Raw genomic sequence first — 21,271 nt, forward strand, 5'->3', positions numbered from 1 at the left:
GGCACAGATGCTGCGCAGGGTAACTCAAGGACGCTTGCTGACAGAGAAAGGAAGATGGTTACAATGGATCGTTTGCTTTATGGAGTAGCGTACTATGACGAGTACATGCCGGAGGAACGGCTGCGGAAGGATATGGAGATGATGCGGGAGGCGGGCATCAATGTCATCCGTATTGCGGAATCCACCTGGGCCACGGAAGAACCTGAAGACGGGGTGTTCGATTTCACCCATGTGCGCAGGGCGCTGGAGGCCGCGCAGGAAGCGGGGATTTCCGTAATTGTGGGTACGCCCACTTACGCGGTGCCGCCCTGGTTGGCGGCAGCCCACCCTGAAATCATCGCCGTAACGGAACGCGGAGCGGGAAAATACGGTGCCCGGCAGAATATGGACATCACCAGCCCTGTGTATCTCTACCATGCGGAGAGGGTCATCCGGAAGCTGATGGAATGCGTACAGGAGTACGGCAATGTCATCGGGTTTCAGCTGGATAACGAAACCAAGCATTACCACACGGCGGGACCCAATGTACAGAAGCGTTTTGTGCGGTACCTGCGGGAAAAATTCGGCACGGTGGAAGAGTTGAACAGGGAGTTTGGGTTCAACTATTGGAGCAACCGCGTCGACAGCTGGGAAAATGTTCCGGATGTGACGGGCAGCATCAACGGCAGCTTCCGGGCAGAATTTGAGAAATTCCGCAGAGAGCTGGTCACGGAGTATCTTGCGTGGCAGTCGGAGCTGGTTCGGGAATACCTGAAGGAAGGACAGTTTATCACCCATAACTTCGATTATGAATGGCGGGGCTATTCCTACGGCATACAACCGGATGTGGACCATAAAGCCGCGGCAGAGGCGGTTACCATTGCCGGCTGCGATATCTATCATCCCACCCAGGACCTGCTCACCGGCGCGGAAATCTCCTTTGGCGGAGATGTGTCCCGCAGCCTCAAGCAGGATAATTACCTGGTCATCGAAACCGAGGCCCAGGGGCATGTGAACTGGACGCCCTTTGATGGGCAGCTGCGCATGCAGGCTTTCAGCCATGTGGCGTCCGGCGCCAACGCGGTGATGTACTGGCATTGGCATTCCATTCACAATGCCTGCGAAACCTATTGGAAGGGGCTGCTCAGCCACGACCTGCAGCCCAATGCTCCCTATCGGGAAGCCTGCACCATTGGGGCGGATTTTGACCGGCTGAGCGAGCATTTGGTGAATCTGAAAAAGAAAAACCGGGTGGCAATGCTGGTGAGCAATGAAGCCCTGACCGGATTGGAGCTTTTCCGCCTGCCGGACGGAAAAACAAAATACAACGATGTGGTACGTCTGATTTACGATGCCCTCTATGAGCTCAATGTAGAGTGCGATATCCTGTTTCCCCAGGATGAGGAAAGGCTGGGCGAGTATGATTTCATCGCGGTTCCGGCGCTGTACAGCGCGCTGGATTCCCTGCTGCAGTCTCTTGCTGGCTATGTGAAAAATGGCGGACATTTGCTGGCCACTTTCAAGACAGGATTTTCTAATGAGTATCTCACTGTGGCTCATGAGCGCCAGCCGCATCTTCTGACAGAGTGCTTCGGCGTGAGCTATGATGAGTTTACAGAGCCCCGCAATGTCGCCCTTGTGGGGGATGAATTGCCGGTGGCCGGTGCGGACCGGCAGGTTTCCACCTGGATGGAGCTGCTCACCCCCACCACTGCCAATGTATTTGCAAGGTACGGCCACCCCTTCTGGGGCCGCTATGCCGCCATCACGGAAAACGCCTATGGGAAGGGGTCGGCAGCCTATGTGGGCTGTATGCCCACGAAAGCCTATTTGAAGGCTTTTCTGCGCAGGCGTCTGGCCCGGGCCGGACTGTGGGGAACGGAACAAAAGGCAGAGTTCCCTGTGATTGTCAAAAGCGGGGTAAACGGTTTGGGTAAGACGGTGCGATTCTATTTCAATTATTCCATGGAGCCGAGAAAGCAGGAGTATTTCCATGGCCACGGTGTGGAACTGATTTCCGGAGATCTGATCGCTCATGGTTCGGAGCTGGAGCTGGAACCCTGGGGATTCAAGGTGATTGAAGAGGGCTGAAAAGACAGGCCGGTATTGAGAGGAAAGAAGGGAACGCACATGAGCCGGGAACAGGACCGCACGATTTTGCGGGAGCTGGCGAAGCGGCAGTTGGAAATATCTCAATCCATAAAAAACCAGGAGCGGATTTTACTTTGGAAGGCGCATAACGCCTTTCAGCCCAGCGCTCCGGTCGTCCATGTTGAAATCGATACCTTCGAACAGGAAATCCTTCCTTCTCTGCTGCGCTGTGAGGGGGAGGAGGCACGGGCGGCGGAACGGGAACTGTACCGGAACTTTTTGAATTTGGAGCTCTTCGACGACGACTGGGTGGTTCCGGACTATTTTCCGGTGGAGCAGAGCGGCTGGTTCCGTCCTTTTGGATACGAGATTACCCGTACTACGGCGGCAGATTCGGCCGGAAACAGGCTGGGTCACAGATTTCATTATGTATTGGCGGATCTGCACGAGGATTTTGAAAAGCTGACACCATCGGAGTTTGGATTCGATGGGGCGTTCTATCAGCGGAAGGAACGCTTTGCGCAGGAGATGTTCGGCGATATTTTGCCGGTGCGCCGCACGATGAACGGACTCTATGCGGTGCCCACGCAGGATGTGGTCCATCTGATGGGGATGGAAAACATGTGCTTTGCACTGGCAGACTATCCGGAGGAATTCCGGGAAATGATGGACCGGCTGGCAGAGGATTACCTTGCCTATTTCCACATGCTGGAAAAGGAGGGCTGCCTGCTGCCCACTGCAGGCTTTGAAAAGGTAGCCCAGGGATCGCTGTGCTTTACAGAGGAGCTGCTCCGCTCGGGCCAGCTCGCCACCCGGGATGTATGGGGATTCCTGGACTCCCAGGAGACGGTGAGTATCTCTCCGGAGATGTTCCATGACTTTATCTTTCCGTGCTACAGGCAGATAGCCTCCTGTTACGGAAAGCTTTCCTATGGCTGCTGTGAGCCGGTCCACCCGGTTTGGGAGGATCTGAAAACGCTGCCGAACCTGCGCAAGGTCTCCGTCTCCCCCTGGTGTGACGAGGAGTTTATGGGGGAGCAGCTGCGCGGCGCTCAAATCGCTTATCTGAGAAAACCCAGCCCCAATTTTCTGGGGGTGGGGACCATATTGGAAGAAGAAGAGGTCCGGAAACATTTCCGCAGGACTGCCCGCGCAGCCTCCGGCTGCAGCCTGGAGCTGATTCAGCGGGATGTGTATACGATTAACCATGATGTTGGGAAGGTAAAGCGTTATGTGCAACTCATCCGGGAGGTCATGGCAGAATGCTATCAGCCGTAAGGCAGCGGGGAAGCTATGGTTTCCCTGTTGGGCTTAAAATATGAGTTGGAGGTTTGTATTGGAAATGAGCAGAAAAATAAGAGTCATTGAAACGGACATGCGGGCAGGAAAGATGCTGCAGGAGCGGGAGGCGCTGGAATTCCGCCCTGATAAGCCTGGAACCGACGGACAGGAGGGTCATATCCTCAATGTGTACGATCAGGTACAATATCAGGAAATTCTGGGCTTCGGCGGGGCTTTTACCGAATCCTCCACCCTCAATTACCAAAAGGTTTCGGAGGAACAGAGGCAGAAGGTTCTGGAACTCTATTTCGACAAGGAGAAGGGGATCGGCTACAATTTCTGCCGCGCCACCATCAACAGCTGTGACTTTTCCGAAGATTTTTATTCCTATGACGATACGCCGGAAGACTTTGCGCTGAAGGATTTTACCATCGCCCATGACCGGGAATCGGTGTTGCCCATGATCAGGGCTGCGCAGGATAAAGCAGAGGATCTGCTGATTTTCTCCAGCCCCTGGAGCCCGCCTGCCTGGATGAAAACCAATGGAACGATGAATCAGGGCGGCTCTCTCAGGAAAGACTGCAAGGAAGTGTGGGCCCGCTACACAGCCCGGTATCTCCAGGAGTATGAGAAGGAAGGCGTGAAAATCTGGGGCGTCACTGTGCAGAATGAAGCCAAGGCCAGACAGGGATGGGAATCCTGCCAATATGAGGCGGGAGAGGAACGGGATTTTGTCACCGGTTACCTGAAGCCCATCTATGAACAGATGGGTGTGGGGGACCGGAAGGTGATGTTTTGGGATCACAACAAGGAGCGTGTGGTGGACCGGAGCCTGGATATCCTTTGCAATCAAAGAGCGCGGGACGCTTTTGACGGCGTAGCCGTGCACTGGTATTCCGGCGACCATTTTACCGCGCTGGATGTGGCGCATGACCTGTTTCCTGAAAAATTCTTTGTGGCTTCCGAGCAATGCACCGGCCATGCCAAAGAGGTCTATGGGGCGGGAGAACATTATGCCCATGACATCCTGGGGGACCTGAACCACTGGGCGGGAGCCTGGGTGGATTGGAACATGTTTCTCAACGAGGACGGAGGCCCCAGCCATTGGCTGGACGAGCAGAGGGAATCCGGCAAAGATCCGGCTGAGATCTGGGTGGGGGCGTCCCCGGTTATGATCGACCGTACGACGGGAGAACTGACGGTGACCTCATCTTATTATTATCTGGGGCATTTCAGCAAATTTATAAAGCGGGGCGCCAGAAGAATTGGCTACAGCATTTTTGACACGAGCCTGGAGGCCGGCGCGTTTCTCAATCCGGACGGCAGCATCGCAGTTGTGGTGCTGAACCGCTGGGAAGAAGACCGGCAGGTCACTCTGCGGTATCATGGGGAGCTGGCGGATCTGACTTTGAAGGCCCACAGCATTCAGACCCTGCTTTTTTAACTTACAGAGAAATCAGAAGGAGAGATGGTTTTAGTGGAGAAAATCAGAGGCGTCAATTTCGGAAACTGGTTGGTGCTGGAAAAATGGATGCACCCGGAACTGTTTGCGGGCACCACGGCGGAGGATGAGGACGAACTCTGCCGGCAGCTCCCCCGGGAGGAACTGGTAAGGCGGCTGACAGAACATCGGGATACCTATATCACAAAGGACGATTTCCTCTATGTGAGGGAACACGGTATGAATATGGTGCGTATTCCGGTACCCCATTTCATCTTTGGGGACGACCCGGCATATTGCGACCCCTATGTGCCCTGCATTGAATATCTGGACCGGGCCTTCGACTGGGCGGAGGAGACAGGCCTGCAGATTCTGGTAGACCTGCATACTGCGCCGGAAAGCCAGAACGGCTTTGACAACGGCGGCATCTGCGGCGTCTGCAAATGGGCTCAGTCTCCGGAACGGATCGACAGAGTTCTGCTGGTGCTGGAAAAGCTGGCAGAGCGGTACGGAAAACGGGAGGGGTTATGGGGCATTGAACTGCTCAATGAACCCATTTCAGAGCAGCTTTGGCACCACATTCAGGACAGGTACCTGCCTCATGACCCACAGCGGGCGACAGGCTCCGATTTTGTGCCGCTTTCTGTTCTGCAGGACTTTTATAAGCGGGGCTATGAGGTACTGCGCAGGCATATGGAGGAATCGAAGGCGGTGGTATTTCACGATGGCTTCCGCTTTGACGCCTGGTTCAACTTTATGACGGAACCAGAATACAAGAATGTGGTGCTGGACGCCCACTGGTACTTGGGCATGGATTTGGGCAGCAATCTGGAAGAGTTGGACTTTATGCGGACAATTTTCCATGACCATGCGGAAAAGCTCAAATTGATGGAACAGGTCCATCCGGTGATCGTAGGCGAATGGTGTCTCTGTCATGATTCCCAGTCCAAACGGGAACGCACCCCCCTGCAGGAGGAACTGTTTTTCCGGCTGGTGGGCGACGCCCAGCTGGCGGTGTGGGAGGACTGTTCCGGTTATTTCTTCTGGAGCTATAAGCTGATTTCCGATCCGGCTGGGTGGGATTTGCGCAAATGCATTGAACGCGGCTGGCTCCCACAGAATTTGACTACCGGAAGATGACAGAGCCGGTTTTTGAAAGGAACGCCCTGGACCGGGAGTTTCCTCTGCTTTTGGCTGAAAGGAACGGGGCACAGCCTTGTCTCTATCACTGGCACGACGAGATTGAAATCCTCTGCGGCCTGGAGCGGGAGACCGTCGTCGGCGTTCTGGAACACCCCTACCGGCTGAAAGAGGGGGATATCCTGATTATTGGCCCAAGGCAGAATCATTGCCTGTTCCCCTCGGAACGGGAGGCAAAGCGTTTGGTGTTGAGCTTTCATCCTTCCCTGCTCTTTTCCAAAAGTGCCTTTGCTGTGGACGGCGCCTGTTTCTCCAGAATAAGGAGGCACAGCAGCCAGTGGGGCAGAGAGGGCAGAGAGGCTGTCGAAAAAAGTATTGCCGTGATAGAGAGGGAATATCGTCAGCGGGAGCCGGGCTGGAGGGAAGGGGTATACGCCCAGCTGATGCTGCTGGCGGTAGCCGCCATACGGCTGCTGCCCCTTGAGACGCCTGAAAAACGGCGTTCCTCCCAGGATGACTCGCTGAAACGGGTGCTGTCTTATCTCTCTGAACACGATCTCTCCAGCCTGACGCTGAAGGACTGTGCGGAGGCCCTGGGCTTTAATGAGACCTATCTGTCAGGCTTGTTTAAACGCCAGACAGGGACGACCTTTCATCAATATGTGCTGAAGCTCCGCCTGAATCAGGCAGAACAGCTTCTGGAAAATACCAACTTATCCATTTCTGCAGTATCAGTACAGTCCGGCTTTTCCAGTGTTAAGACCTTTCACCGGGTATTTCATGAACAATACGGAGTGACTCCCGGACAATACCGGGATCAAATAAGAGCGGTTCTTCAGCCCGGTGTGATAGGGACGTAATATTGGAGAGAGGGAGATTCACAGTCGTTTTGTGTGCTCTCCCCTGTCAGTTTTAGTGTCATACATCCTTATTGGGACGGCTCCTTTGAGCCGTCCTTTTTTCGTATAGTAAATTTTGTAAATGTATCAAAATTGTAACATCAACTGAAGAGAATACGGTTAAAACGCTTAATTTATTCCCTGAAATCGTAGTTTTGTTCTATTCCGTCCCAGCTGCTTTTTATAGTATAGTGAGGAGGCGCTTTCGTAATGCTTCATACGTTGTGAAAGGCGGCATACCAAACTATTTTTGGAGGTACGAGGAAATGAAAAAAACTGTCAGACTGGCATCCCTGCTGCTGGCCCTGGCCCTGGTCGTGAGCACCTTTGCGGCCTGTGGTGACAATTCGTCATCAACAGCGTCCAAAGGCGGAGATTCCAAGAGCAGCAACGCGTCAACAGACGTTTCAGAGAGTTCTACCGCAGAGGGCGGAAATGATCTGGATACATCTAAGGAAGTAGAGCTTGTCATGTATGTGGTCAGCGACCGCCCTGCAAAGCAGGATGATATGGACGCCAATTTTAATGAGCTGTTCAAGGAAAAGCTCAACTGCACGCTGAAAGTCAACTGGATCGGCTGGGCGGAATATGCCAATAAGTACCCGCTGCTGTTTTCTTCCGGTGAGAAATTCGACATGGCCTATACTGCCACTTGGCTGAATTACTCCTCTTTGGCACAGAAGGGCGCTTTTAAGGCTCTGGATGAACTTTGGCCCAAATATGCGCCGAAAAACTTCGAGCGTCAGTCCGAGACTGCGTTGACCCAGGCTACCGTGGGAGATCACTATTACTGCATTCCCACCCTGCTTGCCACCTATTCCGCTTTTGGGCCCATCTACCGCACCGATCTCCTGAAGGACACGGATTGGGACGGAAAGATGGATAATCTGGCTGATTATGAGACCTATCTCAGCTATATCAAACAGTACGCTCCCGAATACGAGCCTTGGGACGTTTATCAGGCAGGTTCTGAAGTGGATGACGTATGGATGATGGAGCAGGGCTTCTTTGGCCCCAAGGGCAACACCTTCCTGTGGGTGGATCCCGCCGAGGAAAACCCGCAGTTCTTCACCTGGTATGAATATGAAAAAACCCCTGAATTCCTGGAGATGATGAAGCGCTGGAACGAGGCTGGTTATTTCACCAAGTCCGCCCTTTCCGATACGGATTCCCAGAAGTTTAAGAGCGGTAAGTCTGCCAGCCGCGTCCATAATATCGACGCCTATTCCGGCGAGTACATTGATCATCCCGATTGGGGCATCAAGTATGCCAACTTTATCACGGACGTGTCGAACCTGCCCTTTACTCAGGACGCTCTGGTCATTTCCAACACCTCGGATAATCCCGAGCGTGCGCTGGCGCTGTACGACCTGATCACCAGCGATGAGGAGGCTTTCCGCGCCTTCTATTATGGCATCGAGGGCACTACCTACGAGATCATCGACGGCCAGGTGAAAAATCTGGATGCGGACAACTATGGCTTCTCTGCCTGCTGGGCGGCGCGCACCACGGAGTTTAACCTGGATTCCTACGGCGCTCCCGCTGATCTGAAGACCTTGAAGGAAGGCTTTGACGAGCACATCAAGGAGATGGACGGAGAGGGCAGCCAGAAGCTTCAGGGCTTCTCCCTTGACACCTCCTCCATCGAGACTGAGTATGCTGCGGTGCAGAACGTGATTCAGCAGTACTGGTGGCCTCTGGAGCTGGCCTATGTGGATATCGAAAGCGGCCTGAAGGATTATCAGTCGAAGATGGAAGCTGCGGGCATCGAGAAGGTGCGCGAGGAGTTCCAGAGACAGCTGGACGAATATCTTGCTTCCCTGAAATAATAACTGCTTTGGAAAAAGGACTGCTGCCAAGGGAGAAGATTCTCCCGAGGCTGCGGTCCTTTTTTGTTGTTGACCTTTCCGGTCTTATGTCCAAGATCACTTCACTATCCCTAAAATTGCAGGAGCAACTCAATATTTCTAACATAATTGTAATAAATTAATATGAAATATAGTGGAATACATCTAAAATCATTAAGTTATTCCTTGAAATCGTAGTTTTTTCTTGTTTCTAAGGAAAGCTCCCTCATAGTAAGATAACAGAGGAAAGGGCGTACGTGATTTTTTGAAAAGGGAGAGCCGGCTGACGGACTTTCTCTAAAAGAAGAGAAGACGGCGTCCTTGTACTCTTAATTTTTTAGGGAGGTATTGTTATGAAAAAACCAGTCAAACTGACGTCCCTTCTGCTGGCAATCGCTTTGCTGGCAAGCGTTTTCGCCGGATGTGGGGACGGCAAGAAGGAGAGCAGCTCTTCCCCGGCGCAATCGCCTGCTTCCAAGGCGGAAGAATCCTCTGCGGCAGGCGCGGAATCCACACCTGTTGAAACGGGCGATCTGGACACGTCCAAGGAAGTTGAAATCGTGATGTATGTAGTCAGCGACCGTCCTGCAAAGCAGGATGAAATTGATGAAAATTTCAACAAGCTGTTTAAGGAAAAGCTCAATTGTACGCTGAAGGTAAACTGGATCGGTTGGGCGGAGTATCCCAATAAATATCCGCTGCTGTTCTCTTCCGGCGAGAAATTTGACATGGCTTACGCGGCTACCTGGTTGAATTTTGCCTCTCTGGCCCAGAAAGGAGCTTTTATGAGCCTGGATGAGCTCTGGCCCAAGTATGCGCCGAAGAACTTTGAGCGCCAGTCGGAAGCTGCTCTGCGGCAGGCTACTGTGGAAGGTCATTACTACTGCATTCCCACCCTGCTTGCCACCTATTCCGCCTATGGCCCCATTTACCGCACCGACATTCTGGAGGGCACGGATTGGGACGGAAAAATGGAAAATCTCGCAGATTTTGAGGCCTATCTGGGGTACGTCAAAAAGACGGCTCCGCAGTTTGAACCCTACAATGTCATGCAGTCCGGTTCGGAAGTGGACGATATGTACATGCGGGAGCAGGGGATGTATGCGGTGAAGGGAGCCACCAATGATTTCCTGTTTATCGACCCCAACGAGACAGACCCTAAAATTTTTACCTATTATGAATATGAAAAGACCCCTGATTTCCTGGAAATGATGAACCGTTGGAATGAGGCGGGCTACTTTACGAAATCCGCCCTGTCAGATACGGATTCTCAGAAGTTCAAAAATGGAATTGCGGCATCTACCATTCACAACATTGACAGCTATTCCGGGAATTACATTGACCACCCGGACTGGGGCGTCAAATATGCAAACTTTGTCAAGGATGTTTACAACATGCCCTTTACCCAGGATACAGTGGTCATCTCCAACACTTCGGAGAATCCTGAACGGGCTTTGGCGCTTTACGATCTGATCACCAATGACGAAGAGGCTTTCCGCGCTTTCTATTATGGCATCGAGGATACCTCTTATGAGATCATTGACGGCCAGATCAAAAACCTGGATGCTGACAACTACGCGTTTTCAGCCTGCTGGGCGGCCCGGACAACGGAATTCAACCTGGATTCCTACGGAGCGCCGGCGGACCTGAAGACCTTCAAGGATGGATTTGATGAGTACATCAAGGAGAAAAATGGGGAAGGCGGAGCAAAATATGCCGGTTTCGCCATCAACACTTCTTCTATCGAGACTGAGTATGCTGCCTGCCAGAACGTACATCAACAGTACTGGTGGCCGTTGGAACTGGGTTATACCGATGCAGAATCCGGCTTGAAGGATTACCAGGCAAAAATGGAAGCAGCAGGGATAGAAAAGGTCCGTGAAGTGATTCAGGGACAGCTGGAGGAATATATTGCTTCCTTAGCATAAAATTGTAACAAGCTGGAAGGACAGCGAAAAAAAGCTGTCCTTCCTTTCTGCATTCTCTGCCACGCTTTAGTTCTTTTTACTCTTCCGGAAGAATGCTTGTACTTTAAGCAGAGAAATGTTACCATGTTACTGTCTATAAATAGTGTTTGCATGAGCCTGCAGAGGAATGTTCCGGATGTGTTGGAGAGGAGTTGGTTCGGTGAAGCTGGGGTTGGCTTATTTTCATGGCTATGATCAGGAGAAGGTAAATGTACAAAAGCAGCTGGGGCTCTGCGAGGTGATATCCGGTTCGCGGGAAATGGACGGGTATGCGCCGTACACGATGGAGAGCGTGCAGGCTATCCAGAAGCAGTACGCACAGGCTGGGCTGAAGCTTTCGGTGATCGAGGGCCCTCCCGCTCTGGACGAGGTGAAATTGGGACGTCCCGGCGCGGACGAGCAGCTGGCGCAATTCAAGGAGTTTATTGCGGCCTGCGGAACCCTGGGCATTGATACGGTATGCTATAACTGGATGCCGGTCCTGGGCTGGTACCGTACCCATATGAATCTGGCCGCCCGGGGAGGGGCTACTGTGACGGGGTTCCGCCTGGAGGATACCGATTCCGCAGAGCGCACTTATGCGGGAGAGATTTCCGCCGACAGGCTCTGGTCTACGCTGGAGGGCTTTCTGCGGGAGATCCTGCCGGAATGCGAACGGTACGGCGTCAGGCTGGCGCTGCATCCGGATGATCCGCCGGTATCCCCGCTCAAGGGGATTTCGAGAATCCTGACCAGCGCGGACGCTTTTAAGCGTGTTTTTTCCCTTCGGGAAAGCCCTATGAATGGTATGACCTTCTGCCAGGGCTGCTTTGCCACCATGGGAGAAGACATACCTGCGTCGATCCGGCGCTTTGGGAAGGAAAAGATTTTCTTCGTACACTTTCGGGATGTACAGGGAACCCGGGAAAGGTTTCAGGAGACCTTTCATGACGATGGGAAAACGGATATGTACGAGGCGATGAAAACCTATTACGACATTGGGTTTACCGGTGTTGCCCGTCCGGATCATGTGCCCACCCTGCTGGGCGAGGACAACGGCAACCCGAGTTATGGAGTACTGGGCAATTACTTTGCGGTGGGGTATATCAAGGGATTGATGGAGGCCGCAGAGCAAGAAACACGAAAACTGAACGCTGTGAGACAAGAAGGAGGCTGAACCATGGAAAAGACAGACAAGGCTGATGCGAGACCCGGCGATTCCAACCGCATCACCCGGGAGTATCTGGATTCCCTGCTGGTGGAAACACGCCTGGTAGACTCCGTGCTGCCCTGTACGGAGCTGGAGCTCTACGGACACACCTTTTCCACGCCGGTGATGATGGCGGCTTTGTCCCATCTGGACAGCTGCTGGCCTAACGGCATGGTGGAAATGGCAAGGGGAGCAGCAGCGGCAAATGCGGTGATGTGGGCAGGCATGGGAGAGGAAGCCGAGCTGGAGGCGATTACGGCCACCGGCGCGAAGACCATAAAAATAGTAAAGCCTTATGCGGACGAGGCGCTGATCTTCCGTAAGCTTCGCCATGCGGAGGCCTGCGGAGCCCTGGCGGTGGGTATGGATATCGACCATGCCTTCGGGCGCGGCGGCGCCTTCGACACGGTGCTGGGGTATCCCATGGAGGCAAAGTCGTTGGAACAGCTTCAGTGCTATTGTGCGGCCACAAGCCTTCCCTTTGTGGTCAAAGGAGTGCTCAGCGTGCAGGACGCCCGACGCTGCCTGGCGGCTGGCGCCGGCGGCATTGTGGTTTCCCACCATCACGGCATCCAGGATTATGCTGTGCCGCCCCTGCGCGTTCTGCCGGATATCCTGAAAGAGGTAAACGGCAGGATTCCCGTTTTTGTGGACTGCGGCATTTCCAGCGGAATGGATGTGTTCAAGGCAATGGCTTTGGGCGCGTCGGCGGTTTCGGTTGGAAGAAAGATGATGGAGTACCTCCATGTCTCCGGCGCTGCCGGTGTGGAGCAGGCCATCCATGAAATGACGGGGGAATTGGCGACGGCCATGGCGCGTACCGGAACAAGGAACCTGTTCTCCTTTGATCCTTCCGTGATCTGGAGCAGCTGACGCTCCGGCATACTCTATGACGGAAGAGACTTCAGCAGCTGAGAATAGAAAATAAAAGAACACCGGCAAAGCCGCAGATGTGAGTATGTCCAGTAATACGGACAGTGACAAATGCGGAGGCCGGTGTTTTCGTTGTTTTATGGGGGAGCAAAACGGACAGCGTCCTTATGAACAAGACGCTGTCCGTTCCTTTCTTCAGGCGTCGTTCTCATTTTGGCTTGTGATATACTGCCGAAATGGAGAACGGGATAAACCAAGTTTGTCAGCGGATCACGATAGTGCTGAGTGTTCTGGCAGGCGCTTTGATCCGGATGACCTGGCCCTGAATGCGAATAGCGTATTTCTGATCCTCATCCTGCTTGTTCAGCACGACTGCGGCGATGGAGCCGTCCGGATTTTTGGCGGCAGTCATCTCCACCTTGTCGTCACACCGGGAACAGCCGATCCGCATGGCCCCGGGCAGAATGTATTTGGAGAAATGCCCAATGTAGTCGTAGGTCAGATTTGTCCGGTAGCTGTAATCGTCGTTTACGATCATACAGGCGGTGAATCCCCCGGGCACATGGCGGGGACCGCCGTTTTTATCGACGCAGAGGTTCCAGTCGATCCAGCGGTTCATACCCGCGTTGAGGTTGCCGATGATGTCGTGGGCATAGGCTACGGCGTCCTCATATTCCACGGTTTCCGGCGTCTTCCCGCCGCCGCCGAAACCCATAAAGCCTACACGGCCCGGCATGTGCAGGCCGCAGCACTCGCTCATCATCAGCACCTTGCCGGGATATTTCCTGCCGGCCATCTCCACCGCCTCGAAATGATCCCCGGAGTACCAGTGGAAAGCCAGCCCTTCGATCATGGAATCAGTGGCGCTGTCGATGATGTCTGTAGCATATTCCAGAACCCTTTCCTTGTTGTGATCCCAGATGTAGATTCCCACTTTCCCGGCGAGTCCGGCAGCTTCAAAAGCCGGATAGAGGAAATCACGCAGGAAAATCTTTTGCTCCTCCGCCGTCCAGACACAGCTGTCCCAATCGGTGGCTGCGATGGATTCGTTCTGGATGGACATCATGGTGACGGGTATGCCCTCCTGGAGATAAGCGTTGACAAATATTGTCAGATATTTGGCCCAGGAGGCGTAATATTCCGGCTTCAGGCTGCCGCCGTTGCAGCGGGAGGGCGTGTCGTAGTCGATTTCCTTTTTCATATGGCCCGGAAGGTCTCCGTAGACGGAAGCGTCGTTCTTCGGGCGTTCCGGAGGAGTCTTCCAGCAGGCAGGCGGAGACCAAGGGCTCAGCAGCACGGAAATCGGCTCTTTGGACATGGCGAGGGCTTCCTTCAGAACCGGGAGGATGTATTTCTGGTCCCGTTTCAATGAAAATGTTTCAAAGTCCGGGTCTGCTATCGGGTCCTCTACCGCTGTGTATTCCTCCAGGGAATAGTCACAGCTGTCCATATGGACTCTCAGAAACTTGACATGGCTGCCCTGTTCTCCAAAGAATGCCTCCAGAGCGGACTTTCGGGTTTGTTCGTCCATTTGGGAAAGCAGATAGGCGGAGGTTTCGGTCATGGCGCCGCCGAATCCTTCGATGGTTTGGTAGGTAATATCCGGATAAAGATTCAGGACGCCGGATTCCAGATGTCTTGGCTCGTCGGCCTCCGGAGTGACCGGAATCCGTGTCGTTTCCGGGTAAGCTTTTCCGTTGGCGGAAAAAGTGACAATCTGTTCACACTGCATGTTTTTTCTCCTTTCTTTGCGGGCTGTATCGTTGTTTGGGAGCCCTCGGCGGACGGGGATAACGCGCTCCCTTTCGTGCCCCTATCATAGCATATAAAATAGGTTTTGTCTTACCTGATTCAGGCTCATTTTTCCAGGATTCTATCAAAATCAGAAGGACTTTCTTGCTAAATTTCCATTTTTCTGCTATTGTGAAGACAATATGGAAAAAAGCAGGAGTGTTCGGATGTAAACGGAGGAGAGACGCATGAGCCATTCCGGATATTATGAGATTGTGGGCAGCACCGTGAACCGCACAGGACTCAAGATGAACGTGATTGCGGGAAATATCCTATTCAACCGGCTTCACTGGCACGACAGCCTGGAAATCATCTGCTGCATCCACGGAAGCGTACAGGTGAGAATACAGGGGGAGGCTTACGTGCTGAAGGAAAATGACCTGGTTGCCGTCAACTGCGGTCTCAGCCACGAGCTCACAGAGGGCTTGCCGGGAGGACTGCAGCTGGTGTTTTCGGTGGAACCGTCGCTGCTGCGGCTTCCGGCAGGAAGCCGATACGGCTTTTCCACGGTAGGAGAGAATGCCTTGCCGAAAGACCAGAAGGATATTTGCGAAGTCCGGTCGGCAATCGCCCGGCTGGCAGCTTTGCTGACCCCCGACGCGGCGGATTACAAGCGCTGGAGGAAAAACCCCGCGTTTTACCAGCAGTGGGGAGCCGGCGCCATGGACTCGGAAGAACAGTGGTATCAGTATCATAAGGAGCTGTACCATATTTTGATGTGTCTTTCCAGGCACAGTTTCCAGCCCGGTGCGGAAAACGCTTCAGGCCGCCCGCTGGACCGGTTTATTCACTGTGTAGAAATCGTGCACAAGGAATACGACAGCCCCCTTTCCGCCAGTGTCCTGGCGGAAAGGATTGGCTTCAGTGAGCCCACGATCTACCGCCTTTTTCAAGAGCATATGGGAGTGAGCCTGACCCGGTACCTGAATTCTGTCCGGGTCAGCGCCGCCTGCGGGCTGATGGAAAACCTGGAAGGCTGCAGCATGACGGAAATTGCAGAACAATGCGGCTTTACCAGCCTGAGCAATTTTTACCGGACCTTCCGTCAATTCGTGGGAGTGCCGCCCCGGGAATACCGGAAACAGAGACAGGCATCGGCTGGCTTGCGGGGTATGCAGAAGGATTTGCTGCTGCAGAACCGGTTTCAGCCCTTTTGGCAGCTGCCCTATTCCCGCGAAGAACTGCGGCGCATCGGAGAGGGACAACCCCTCTCGAGTTAGCGCCGCCCTTGTTCCAAACCTGGAACGTTGAGAGGGAAGTATGCCTCTGGCTTGTCCGCTCCTGGGAAAATTCAGTCATCCAGAAGACTGCGCAGTCCCACCACCTGGTTAACTGGCAGGGAGAAAGCCGCCACCACCCGGTCCTGTTTGGAACCTGCCTTTTCCATTATGGCATGCATGATGTTTTTTTCATCCCTCTGTCTGGAGACAATGTAGATCAGCTCCTGTTCGGAGGCGATCGACATGCCAAAGAAGGGCGCGGCGTTTTTTTCGCCGATCCCCTTGGCGTGAATAATGGTGCCTCCGCCGGCGTTCGCGCTGCGTGCGGCCTCCATCACCAGTTCAGTATACCCTTTTTGGGCAATCACAACGATCAAAGAAAAGCGGTTTTCTTCCATTTCCATCACCTCATTTTGTTCTGTTTTTTGACCCTGCGTCAGATATTGCAGGCTGAGCGAGTTCGCCGCGCACTGCAGGGGAATGGTAAAGGAAATCCCATTGCCCGGCACGTCAATCTGCATGGTGCGCATCTGGCCGCGCAGCAGCCTTGCTGCCAGAGAGCCCGGAACCACAGCGGAGAGCATGATCTTCTCCGTCTTTTCAATGCCCAGCAGATCCAGGGTTTTCTTTTGCGCTGTGCCCTCGCACAGCGCGGCAGTCAGGGAATGAACCCCGCTTTCATAGAAAAACTCAATGAAATCCTCGCCGTATTCCCGCTTGGCAATTGTTATCAAATAGTACATGTTACCCATTGTTGTGACCATACCTTTCCCACGCTGGTCCGCGGATTTTGCAGTTTTATTTTGCACAGCCAAATAGTGATATCCTGCATCTGTTTCCGAAAGCTTGTTTCCGTCTCTCGTCAAAACGTGATGATATCGTCATCCTCAGGGTCAGATGGGCTGACAGCGTCTGTCTCCTCTGCCTCTTTGGATTTCTGTTTGTAATATACCCCCAAAACCTGTATGGCAATCAAGGGAGTCATGGCCACCATAGCCACTACGCCGAAGGCGTCCACCACTACATTCCCGCCCACGCCGCTGCAGGTACCCATGGCGAGGGGAAGTAAGAAGGTGGCGGTCATGGGTCCGGAAGCCACACCGCCGGAGTCAAAGGCAATGGCGGTGAACAGCGGCGGGGAGAAGAAGGTGAGAACAGCGGCGGCAAGGTATCCCGGAATCAGCAGATAGAGGATAGGCAGTCCGGTTACAATACGCAGCATGGCAAGCCCTACCGAAACGGAGACGCCGATAGAGAGACTGGTTGACAGTGCCTTTTTGGGGATGGCCCCCGCAGTGATGGTGAAAACCTGCCGGTTCAGCACATGGACCGCGGGTTCCGCTGCAACAATAAAGTAGCCGATTACCATGCCGATTGGGATGATGATCCAATTGTACGGCAGACTCCCTATCAACTCGCCGATATAATTGCCCACCGGCATGAAGCCCACATTTACGCCGGTCAAGAATAAAACAAGGCCGGCATAGGTGTAGGCCAAGCCTACACAAATCTTGATCAGCTCGCCTTTTTTCAGATGGAGCCGGGTGAATTGGAACAGCAGGAAGAAGGCGAGAATCGGACAGAGAGCAATCCCCACTTCCTTTATGTATTTTGGCAGGGAAGAGAGGAACATTTGGGAGAGCTCTTTGGAATCAGAGATTTCCGGAATAGCGACGGGAATATATTCGCCGGTCCCTGCCCGGTAGGCAATCCCGAGAATCAGAACGGCGAGAATCGGGCCCACAGAGCACAGGGCCACCAGGCCAAAGCTGTCGTTTTCCGCATCGCTGTCGCTTCGGATCGCCGCAACGCCCACGCCCAGAGCCATGATAAACGGCACGGTCATGGGGCCGGTAGTGACGCCGCCGGAATCAAAGGCCACCGAAAGAAATTCCCTGGGAACAAACTGTGCCAGCAGGAAGACAAGAGCATATACGCCGATCAGCAGGTAGGAGAGCTTGATACGGAACAGCATACGCAGCATGGCAACCACAAGGAAAACACCCACTCCTACAGCCACGGCGACGATCAGCGTCATGTTGGGGATGCCGGGAACCTGTTCGGCCAGAACCTGGAGATCCGGTTCGGACATGGTGATAAAAATACCCACCAGAAAGCTTACCAGCACCACCAGCCAGATACTTCGTGATTTGGTGACGGCAGAGCCTACGTGAGTGCCGATGGGGGTCATGGCCATGTCGGTACCCAGAGTAAAAAGACCCATGCCCAGGATCAGCATCAGCGCGCCCAATACAAAGCCCATCAACAGGCCGTTGGGAACGGGAGAAACGGAAAAGCACAGCAGAAAAACTATCCCTGTGACCGGCAGTACGGAGGACAGGGATTCTTTGAGCTTTTCCGTTAATATGGTCCGATTTTGTTTCAGTTGGCGAAATTTTGATTTACTCACGAAACACCTCTTTCTAAGCACAATTGCGGTACGTATGGAAGATACTCTTTGGAAGAATTCTCACTTCCCAAGACGGATCTTTCCCGGGTATTCCTATTATAGCATAAAAGGCGTGGTGTTGAAAAGTAAATAAAATTTGAACGAATAAGTATTTTGTTTTAGATATTATAGAATTGAAAGACTGACTCCGGTTATTCCGTACAGGAAAAGCTGCCGTCCTCCTGCAGAAGTAAGGCCAGGTCGGCCGGACCGCTTTCCTCAAGGCAGCGGCGGATGTTCACTCCGTCGCCGGTCCGGTAAAATGCTTCGGCCTCTTCTCGGGAAAGACCGCCCTGCATCTTTCGGCGGAGCAGGCGTTCCCGCAGCAGGTTTTCCCTGGCCCGGAGAAAAAGGGTGAGGTCTGCGCTGTGGGAGAGCTCTGCCCAGCCTTTTTCACGGAGCAGCAGCCAGTTGCCTTCAATCAGCACAATAGGGTCCGTGACGGGCAGCTGTTCTTCCACCACGTCGTGGAGGCGGCGGTCGTAGACGGGCCACAGGGGGTCCTCCCTGCCCAAAGCGGCAAGCTTTTCAGCAAAATGGACCAGATCGTAGGTTTCCGGGCTGCCTTTCACCTGCCTCATGGGCAAGATATGGCCGTCCTTCTGCCGCACGTTGTGGGTTAAGATGTAGTCCTGGTGAAAATGAAAGCCGTCAAGACCCAACGCCTGCATGGGCAGGCAGTCCGGAAGCTCCCGGGACAAGAGGGAGAGGTAGGCCGCCAATGTGGATTTTCCGGCAGCGGGGGGCGCGGCCAGGAATACGATAAGCCGTTCTCCTTTTTCCCTTTGCAAAAGGGCGAGCCTGCGGAGGAGCGGGACAAAAAGACCGTGAATATCTTCCTGGGCGAAACGCGCCTGTACGGGAAAGCCGTTGATGGAAAAGCTGTAAGAATTCCAGGTTTTTGCAGACATGGCAGACTCCTTTCGTTATGAGCGAGACTTCTGTTGACGGGCGGCCTCCATTAAACGCTCTCGTTCCATCTTGTTCAGCGGGTGGAACAGGACAAAATCCCGACTTGCCGCTGGGTGCCCTTGCCCTCAGGGCGCGGCGATATCCCAGGCGCGTTCAAACTGCCTAAGGCGCAGGGCGGCAATTTGAGGATCGTCGTCGGGGAACAGTAGCTCCCGGGCGTCCCTCCATGCGGTTTTAGTCAGGCAGGCGGAGCCGTAAGCGGTATATGTTCTGTCCAGGATGACGGCCTTTTCGTGAAGAGCAGGCAGAACTCTCATTTCCATTCCATTCTTTCCAAGGCATTCTTCTGTCACTGCCCTGCCAGAACCGGAACCGGTAAGCAGGCGGATGGAAACCCGAAAAGACAGGGATTTCAAAATCCAGAGAAAGGCTTCGTCCAGAAAAGGGACGGCGATGTCCAGTGAATTTTCAGCCAGACTTAGAAAATTTAAAATACGGTCCTCCCCAAAAGAGGAAATCTGATCCCGAGGAAAGTCTGTAAGCATTCCCCGAAAATTTTTCCATTTTCTGCGGTGAGGCACAGCAAGCTCCCGCAGCGCTTCTCCGGCAAAACGGTCCAAGACCGAGCTGAAAGGCACCGCCATATTCCAGCCTCTGCTATTTCGGTGGATCCTGCGGGATTCTACCGGCGCCCAATAGGCCCGTTTTTCCTCCGGGTGATACAGGATCAGGATGACGGGGACAGAGTAGGAGGTCCAGTAGTCCAGATGCCGCAGAGATCCTGTATAGACAAAGCCTTCTTCGGTCCGTCTTTCAAACCAGCTTTTTCCGCTTTTGATCTGGGCCGCCAGCAGGCGGCCGGTGGGCTTTCCTTCCTCACAGATTTCAATGTGCGCGTCGATGCCGTAGTCTTCCACCGGCTGCTCCCGGAAAATCCAGCGGAGTTCTTCGCTCACAATGCTTCCCACCGCGTAAAGACCCGCTCTCGCGGTAGTTGACCGGTTCTGCTCCATCAGCGTTCCTTTCCTTTCGCGGTTCTCCCGGTGTGCTGGAATCCGGCGGAAAGCAGCCTGGAAAGGTTCTCCATTGTAATTTTCAGGTTTTTTTCGCTTTCCCACCGGGATTGGCTGAAATCCATCGCTTTGGTATTGATACTGAACATTGCGGTTACGCCTTGTTCGTAGATCTCTTCTGCGCCGTCTGCGATGGAACCCACAACCGCCACAACGGGGATTTGCTGTTTTGCCGCCCGTCTGGCAACCCCTGCTACCACCTTGCCGCGCAGGCTCTGCCCGTCTATCTGCCCTTCTCCGGTCAAGACCAGGTCTGTGCCGGTCAGACAGAAATCAAAGTTTGTCAAATCCAGAATAGTCTCGATGCCAGGCTTCAGCTGGGCGTGGAAAAAGGCGTGCATACCAGCGCCCGCCCCGCCAGCCGCGCCGCCGCCCGGCAGTCCGGAAACGTCTGTACCAAGCTCTTCTGCTATTTTTTTGCACAAATGCCGCAGGCCCTGATCCAGACGGATGACGGCTTCCCTATCCGCACCCTTTTGCGGGGCGAAAATATAAGCCGCCCCCGTCTCCCCGAAGGGGGGACTGTCCACGTCGCACATGGCGGTGATAGAGAGCTTGCGGAGAAGAGGATTCAGGCCCGAACAGTCGATACGGTCGATCTCGGCGAGGGTATCCCCGGTGGGGACAAAACTCCTGCCGTCCTTGTTCCGAAAGACCACTCCTGCGGCAGCGGCGGCCCCGCAGCCGCCGTCGTTGGTAGCGCTGCCTCCAAGCCCCAGAATAATCTGCTCCACACCGTCCTCTGCTGCGGCAAGCAGCAGCTCGCCCACGCCGTAAGTGGTAGCTTTTCCAGGGTTCAGCCTGTCCTTAGCCAGAGGAAGCCCGGCGCATGCCGCCAGTTCCACCACGGCGGTCTTCCCTCCTGGCAGAACGCCGTAGCAGGACTGCATGGGCTCTCCGAAAACTCCATGTACCTGGACGTACTTCTTTTTGCCGCCAAGAGCACAAAGAAAGCAGTCTACGCTGCCCTCTCCTCCGTCGGCTACGGGAATACTGACGAGCTCTGCATCGGGGAAATGCGCCTGTAAAACGCCGGACATGATGCGGCATACAGTTTCAGAACTCATGGTGCCCTTGAAGGAATCGGGAATCAAGATTATCTTTTTCATCTTCTGTTCT

At 53.9% G+C, this 21,271-nt stretch carries 16 protein-coding genes; 10 read left to right on the forward strand and 6 right to left on the reverse strand.

Annotation, left to right across the window (positions count from 1 at the left end; translation table 11 throughout):
* The first annotated feature begins 63 nt into the window (after nt 1-63).
* From BN3911_RS00545 to BN3911_RS00585, 9 genes are all read left to right on the forward strand, one after another.
* Nucleotides 64-2,070 (forward strand): beta-galactosidase, encoded by a 2,007-nt coding sequence (locus BN3911_RS00545; protein WP_066859886.1) that lies wholly within the window; start codon nt 64-66, stop codon nt 2,068-2,070.
* A gap of 39 nt (nt 2,071-2,109) precedes the next feature.
* Complete coding sequence (locus BN3911_RS00550) at nt 2,110-3,348, forward strand: uroporphyrinogen decarboxylase/cobalamine-independent methonine synthase family protein (protein ID WP_066859889.1); 1,239 nt, start codon at nt 2,110-2,112, stop codon at nt 3,346-3,348.
* 64 nt (nt 3,349-3,412) lie between these two features.
* Nucleotides 3,413-4,795: a glycoside hydrolase family 30 protein gene (locus BN3911_RS00555; RefSeq protein WP_066859892.1), complete on the forward strand. Its 1,383-nt coding sequence runs from the start codon at nt 3,413-3,415 to the stop codon at nt 4,793-4,795.
* A gap of 33 nt (nt 4,796-4,828) precedes the next feature.
* Nucleotides 4,829-5,932 carry a cellulase family glycosylhydrolase gene (locus BN3911_RS00560; RefSeq protein ID WP_082941986.1) on the forward strand — a complete coding sequence of 368 codons (1,104 nt, stop codon included), beginning with the start codon at nt 4,829-4,831 and terminating at the stop codon, nt 5,930-5,932.
* Between the two features lie 50 nt (nt 5,933-5,982).
* Nucleotides 5,983-6,792 (forward strand): AraC family transcriptional regulator, encoded by an 810-nt coding sequence (locus BN3911_RS00565; protein ID WP_187127655.1) that lies wholly within the window; start codon nt 5,983-5,985, stop codon nt 6,790-6,792.
* Nucleotides 6,793-7,097: 305 nt separating this feature from the next.
* Nucleotides 7,098-8,660 (forward strand): ABC transporter substrate-binding protein, encoded by a 1,563-nt coding sequence (locus tag BN3911_RS00570; protein ID WP_066859901.1) that lies wholly within the window; start codon nt 7,098-7,100, stop codon nt 8,658-8,660.
* Between the two features lie 371 nt (nt 8,661-9,031).
* Complete coding sequence (locus tag BN3911_RS00575; RefSeq protein WP_066859904.1) at nt 9,032-10,606, forward strand: ABC transporter substrate-binding protein; 1,575 nt, start codon at nt 9,032-9,034, stop codon at nt 10,604-10,606.
* A gap of 199 nt (nt 10,607-10,805) precedes the next feature.
* Entirely contained in the window at nt 10,806-11,801 is a 996-nt protein-coding gene (locus BN3911_RS00580; RefSeq protein ID WP_066859907.1) for a mannonate dehydratase, read from the forward strand.
* A gap of 3 nt (nt 11,802-11,804) precedes the next feature.
* Nucleotides 11,805-12,707 (forward strand): alpha-hydroxy acid oxidase, encoded by a 903-nt coding sequence (locus BN3911_RS00585; RefSeq protein WP_066859910.1) that lies wholly within the window; start codon nt 11,805-11,807, stop codon nt 12,705-12,707.
* 262 nt (nt 12,708-12,969) lie between these two features.
* Here BN3911_RS00585 and BN3911_RS00590 read toward each other — a convergent pair whose 3' ends face one another.
* Nucleotides 12,970-14,439 carry a glycoside hydrolase family 30 protein gene (locus BN3911_RS00590; RefSeq protein ID WP_066859913.1) on the reverse strand — a complete coding sequence of 490 codons (1,470 nt, stop codon included), beginning with the start codon at nt 14,437-14,439 and terminating at the stop codon, nt 12,970-12,972.
* A 247-nt stretch (nt 14,440-14,686) separates the two neighbouring features.
* Between BN3911_RS00590 and BN3911_RS00595 the strand changes: the two genes are divergently transcribed.
* Nucleotides 14,687-15,718: a helix-turn-helix domain-containing protein gene (locus BN3911_RS00595; protein ID WP_066859915.1), complete on the forward strand. Its 1,032-nt coding sequence runs from the start codon at nt 14,687-14,689 to the stop codon at nt 15,716-15,718.
* Between the two features lie 71 nt (nt 15,719-15,789).
* Here the strand turns inward: BN3911_RS00595 and BN3911_RS00600 are convergent, their stop codons facing one another.
* From BN3911_RS00600 to BN3911_RS00620, 5 genes are all read right to left on the reverse strand, one after another.
* A complete protein-coding gene (locus tag BN3911_RS00600) occupies nt 15,790-16,470 on the reverse strand; it encodes a P-II family nitrogen regulator (protein ID WP_066859918.1) in 681 nt (226 codons plus the stop codon).
* A 110-nt stretch (nt 16,471-16,580) separates the two neighbouring features.
* Nucleotides 16,581-18,128 carry a DUF1538 domain-containing protein gene (locus tag BN3911_RS00605; protein WP_338086380.1) on the reverse strand — a complete coding sequence of 516 codons (1,548 nt, stop codon included), beginning with the start codon at nt 18,126-18,128 and terminating at the stop codon, nt 16,581-16,583.
* Between the two features lie 191 nt (nt 18,129-18,319).
* Entirely contained in the window at nt 18,320-19,078 is a 759-nt protein-coding gene (locus BN3911_RS00610) for a nucleoside/nucleotide kinase family protein (protein ID WP_066859921.1), read from the reverse strand.
* 126 nt (nt 19,079-19,204) lie between these two features.
* Entirely contained in the window at nt 19,205-20,092 is an 888-nt protein-coding gene (locus BN3911_RS00615; protein WP_066859924.1) for a DUF4365 domain-containing protein, read from the reverse strand.
* Nucleotides 20,092-21,261, reverse strand: coding sequence for a glycerate kinase family protein (locus BN3911_RS00620; RefSeq protein ID WP_066859963.1), 1,170 nt, complete (start codon nt 21,259-21,261; stop codon nt 20,092-20,094). The genes BN3911_RS00615 and BN3911_RS00620 overlap by 1 nt, the downstream gene beginning before the upstream one ends.
* Between the last annotated feature and the right edge of the window lie 10 nt (nt 21,262-21,271).

Source organism: Neglectibacter timonensis (genome assembly GCF_900048895.1).
Taxonomy (GTDB): Bacteria; Bacillota; Clostridia; order Oscillospirales; family Acutalibacteraceae; genus Acutalibacter; species Acutalibacter timonensis.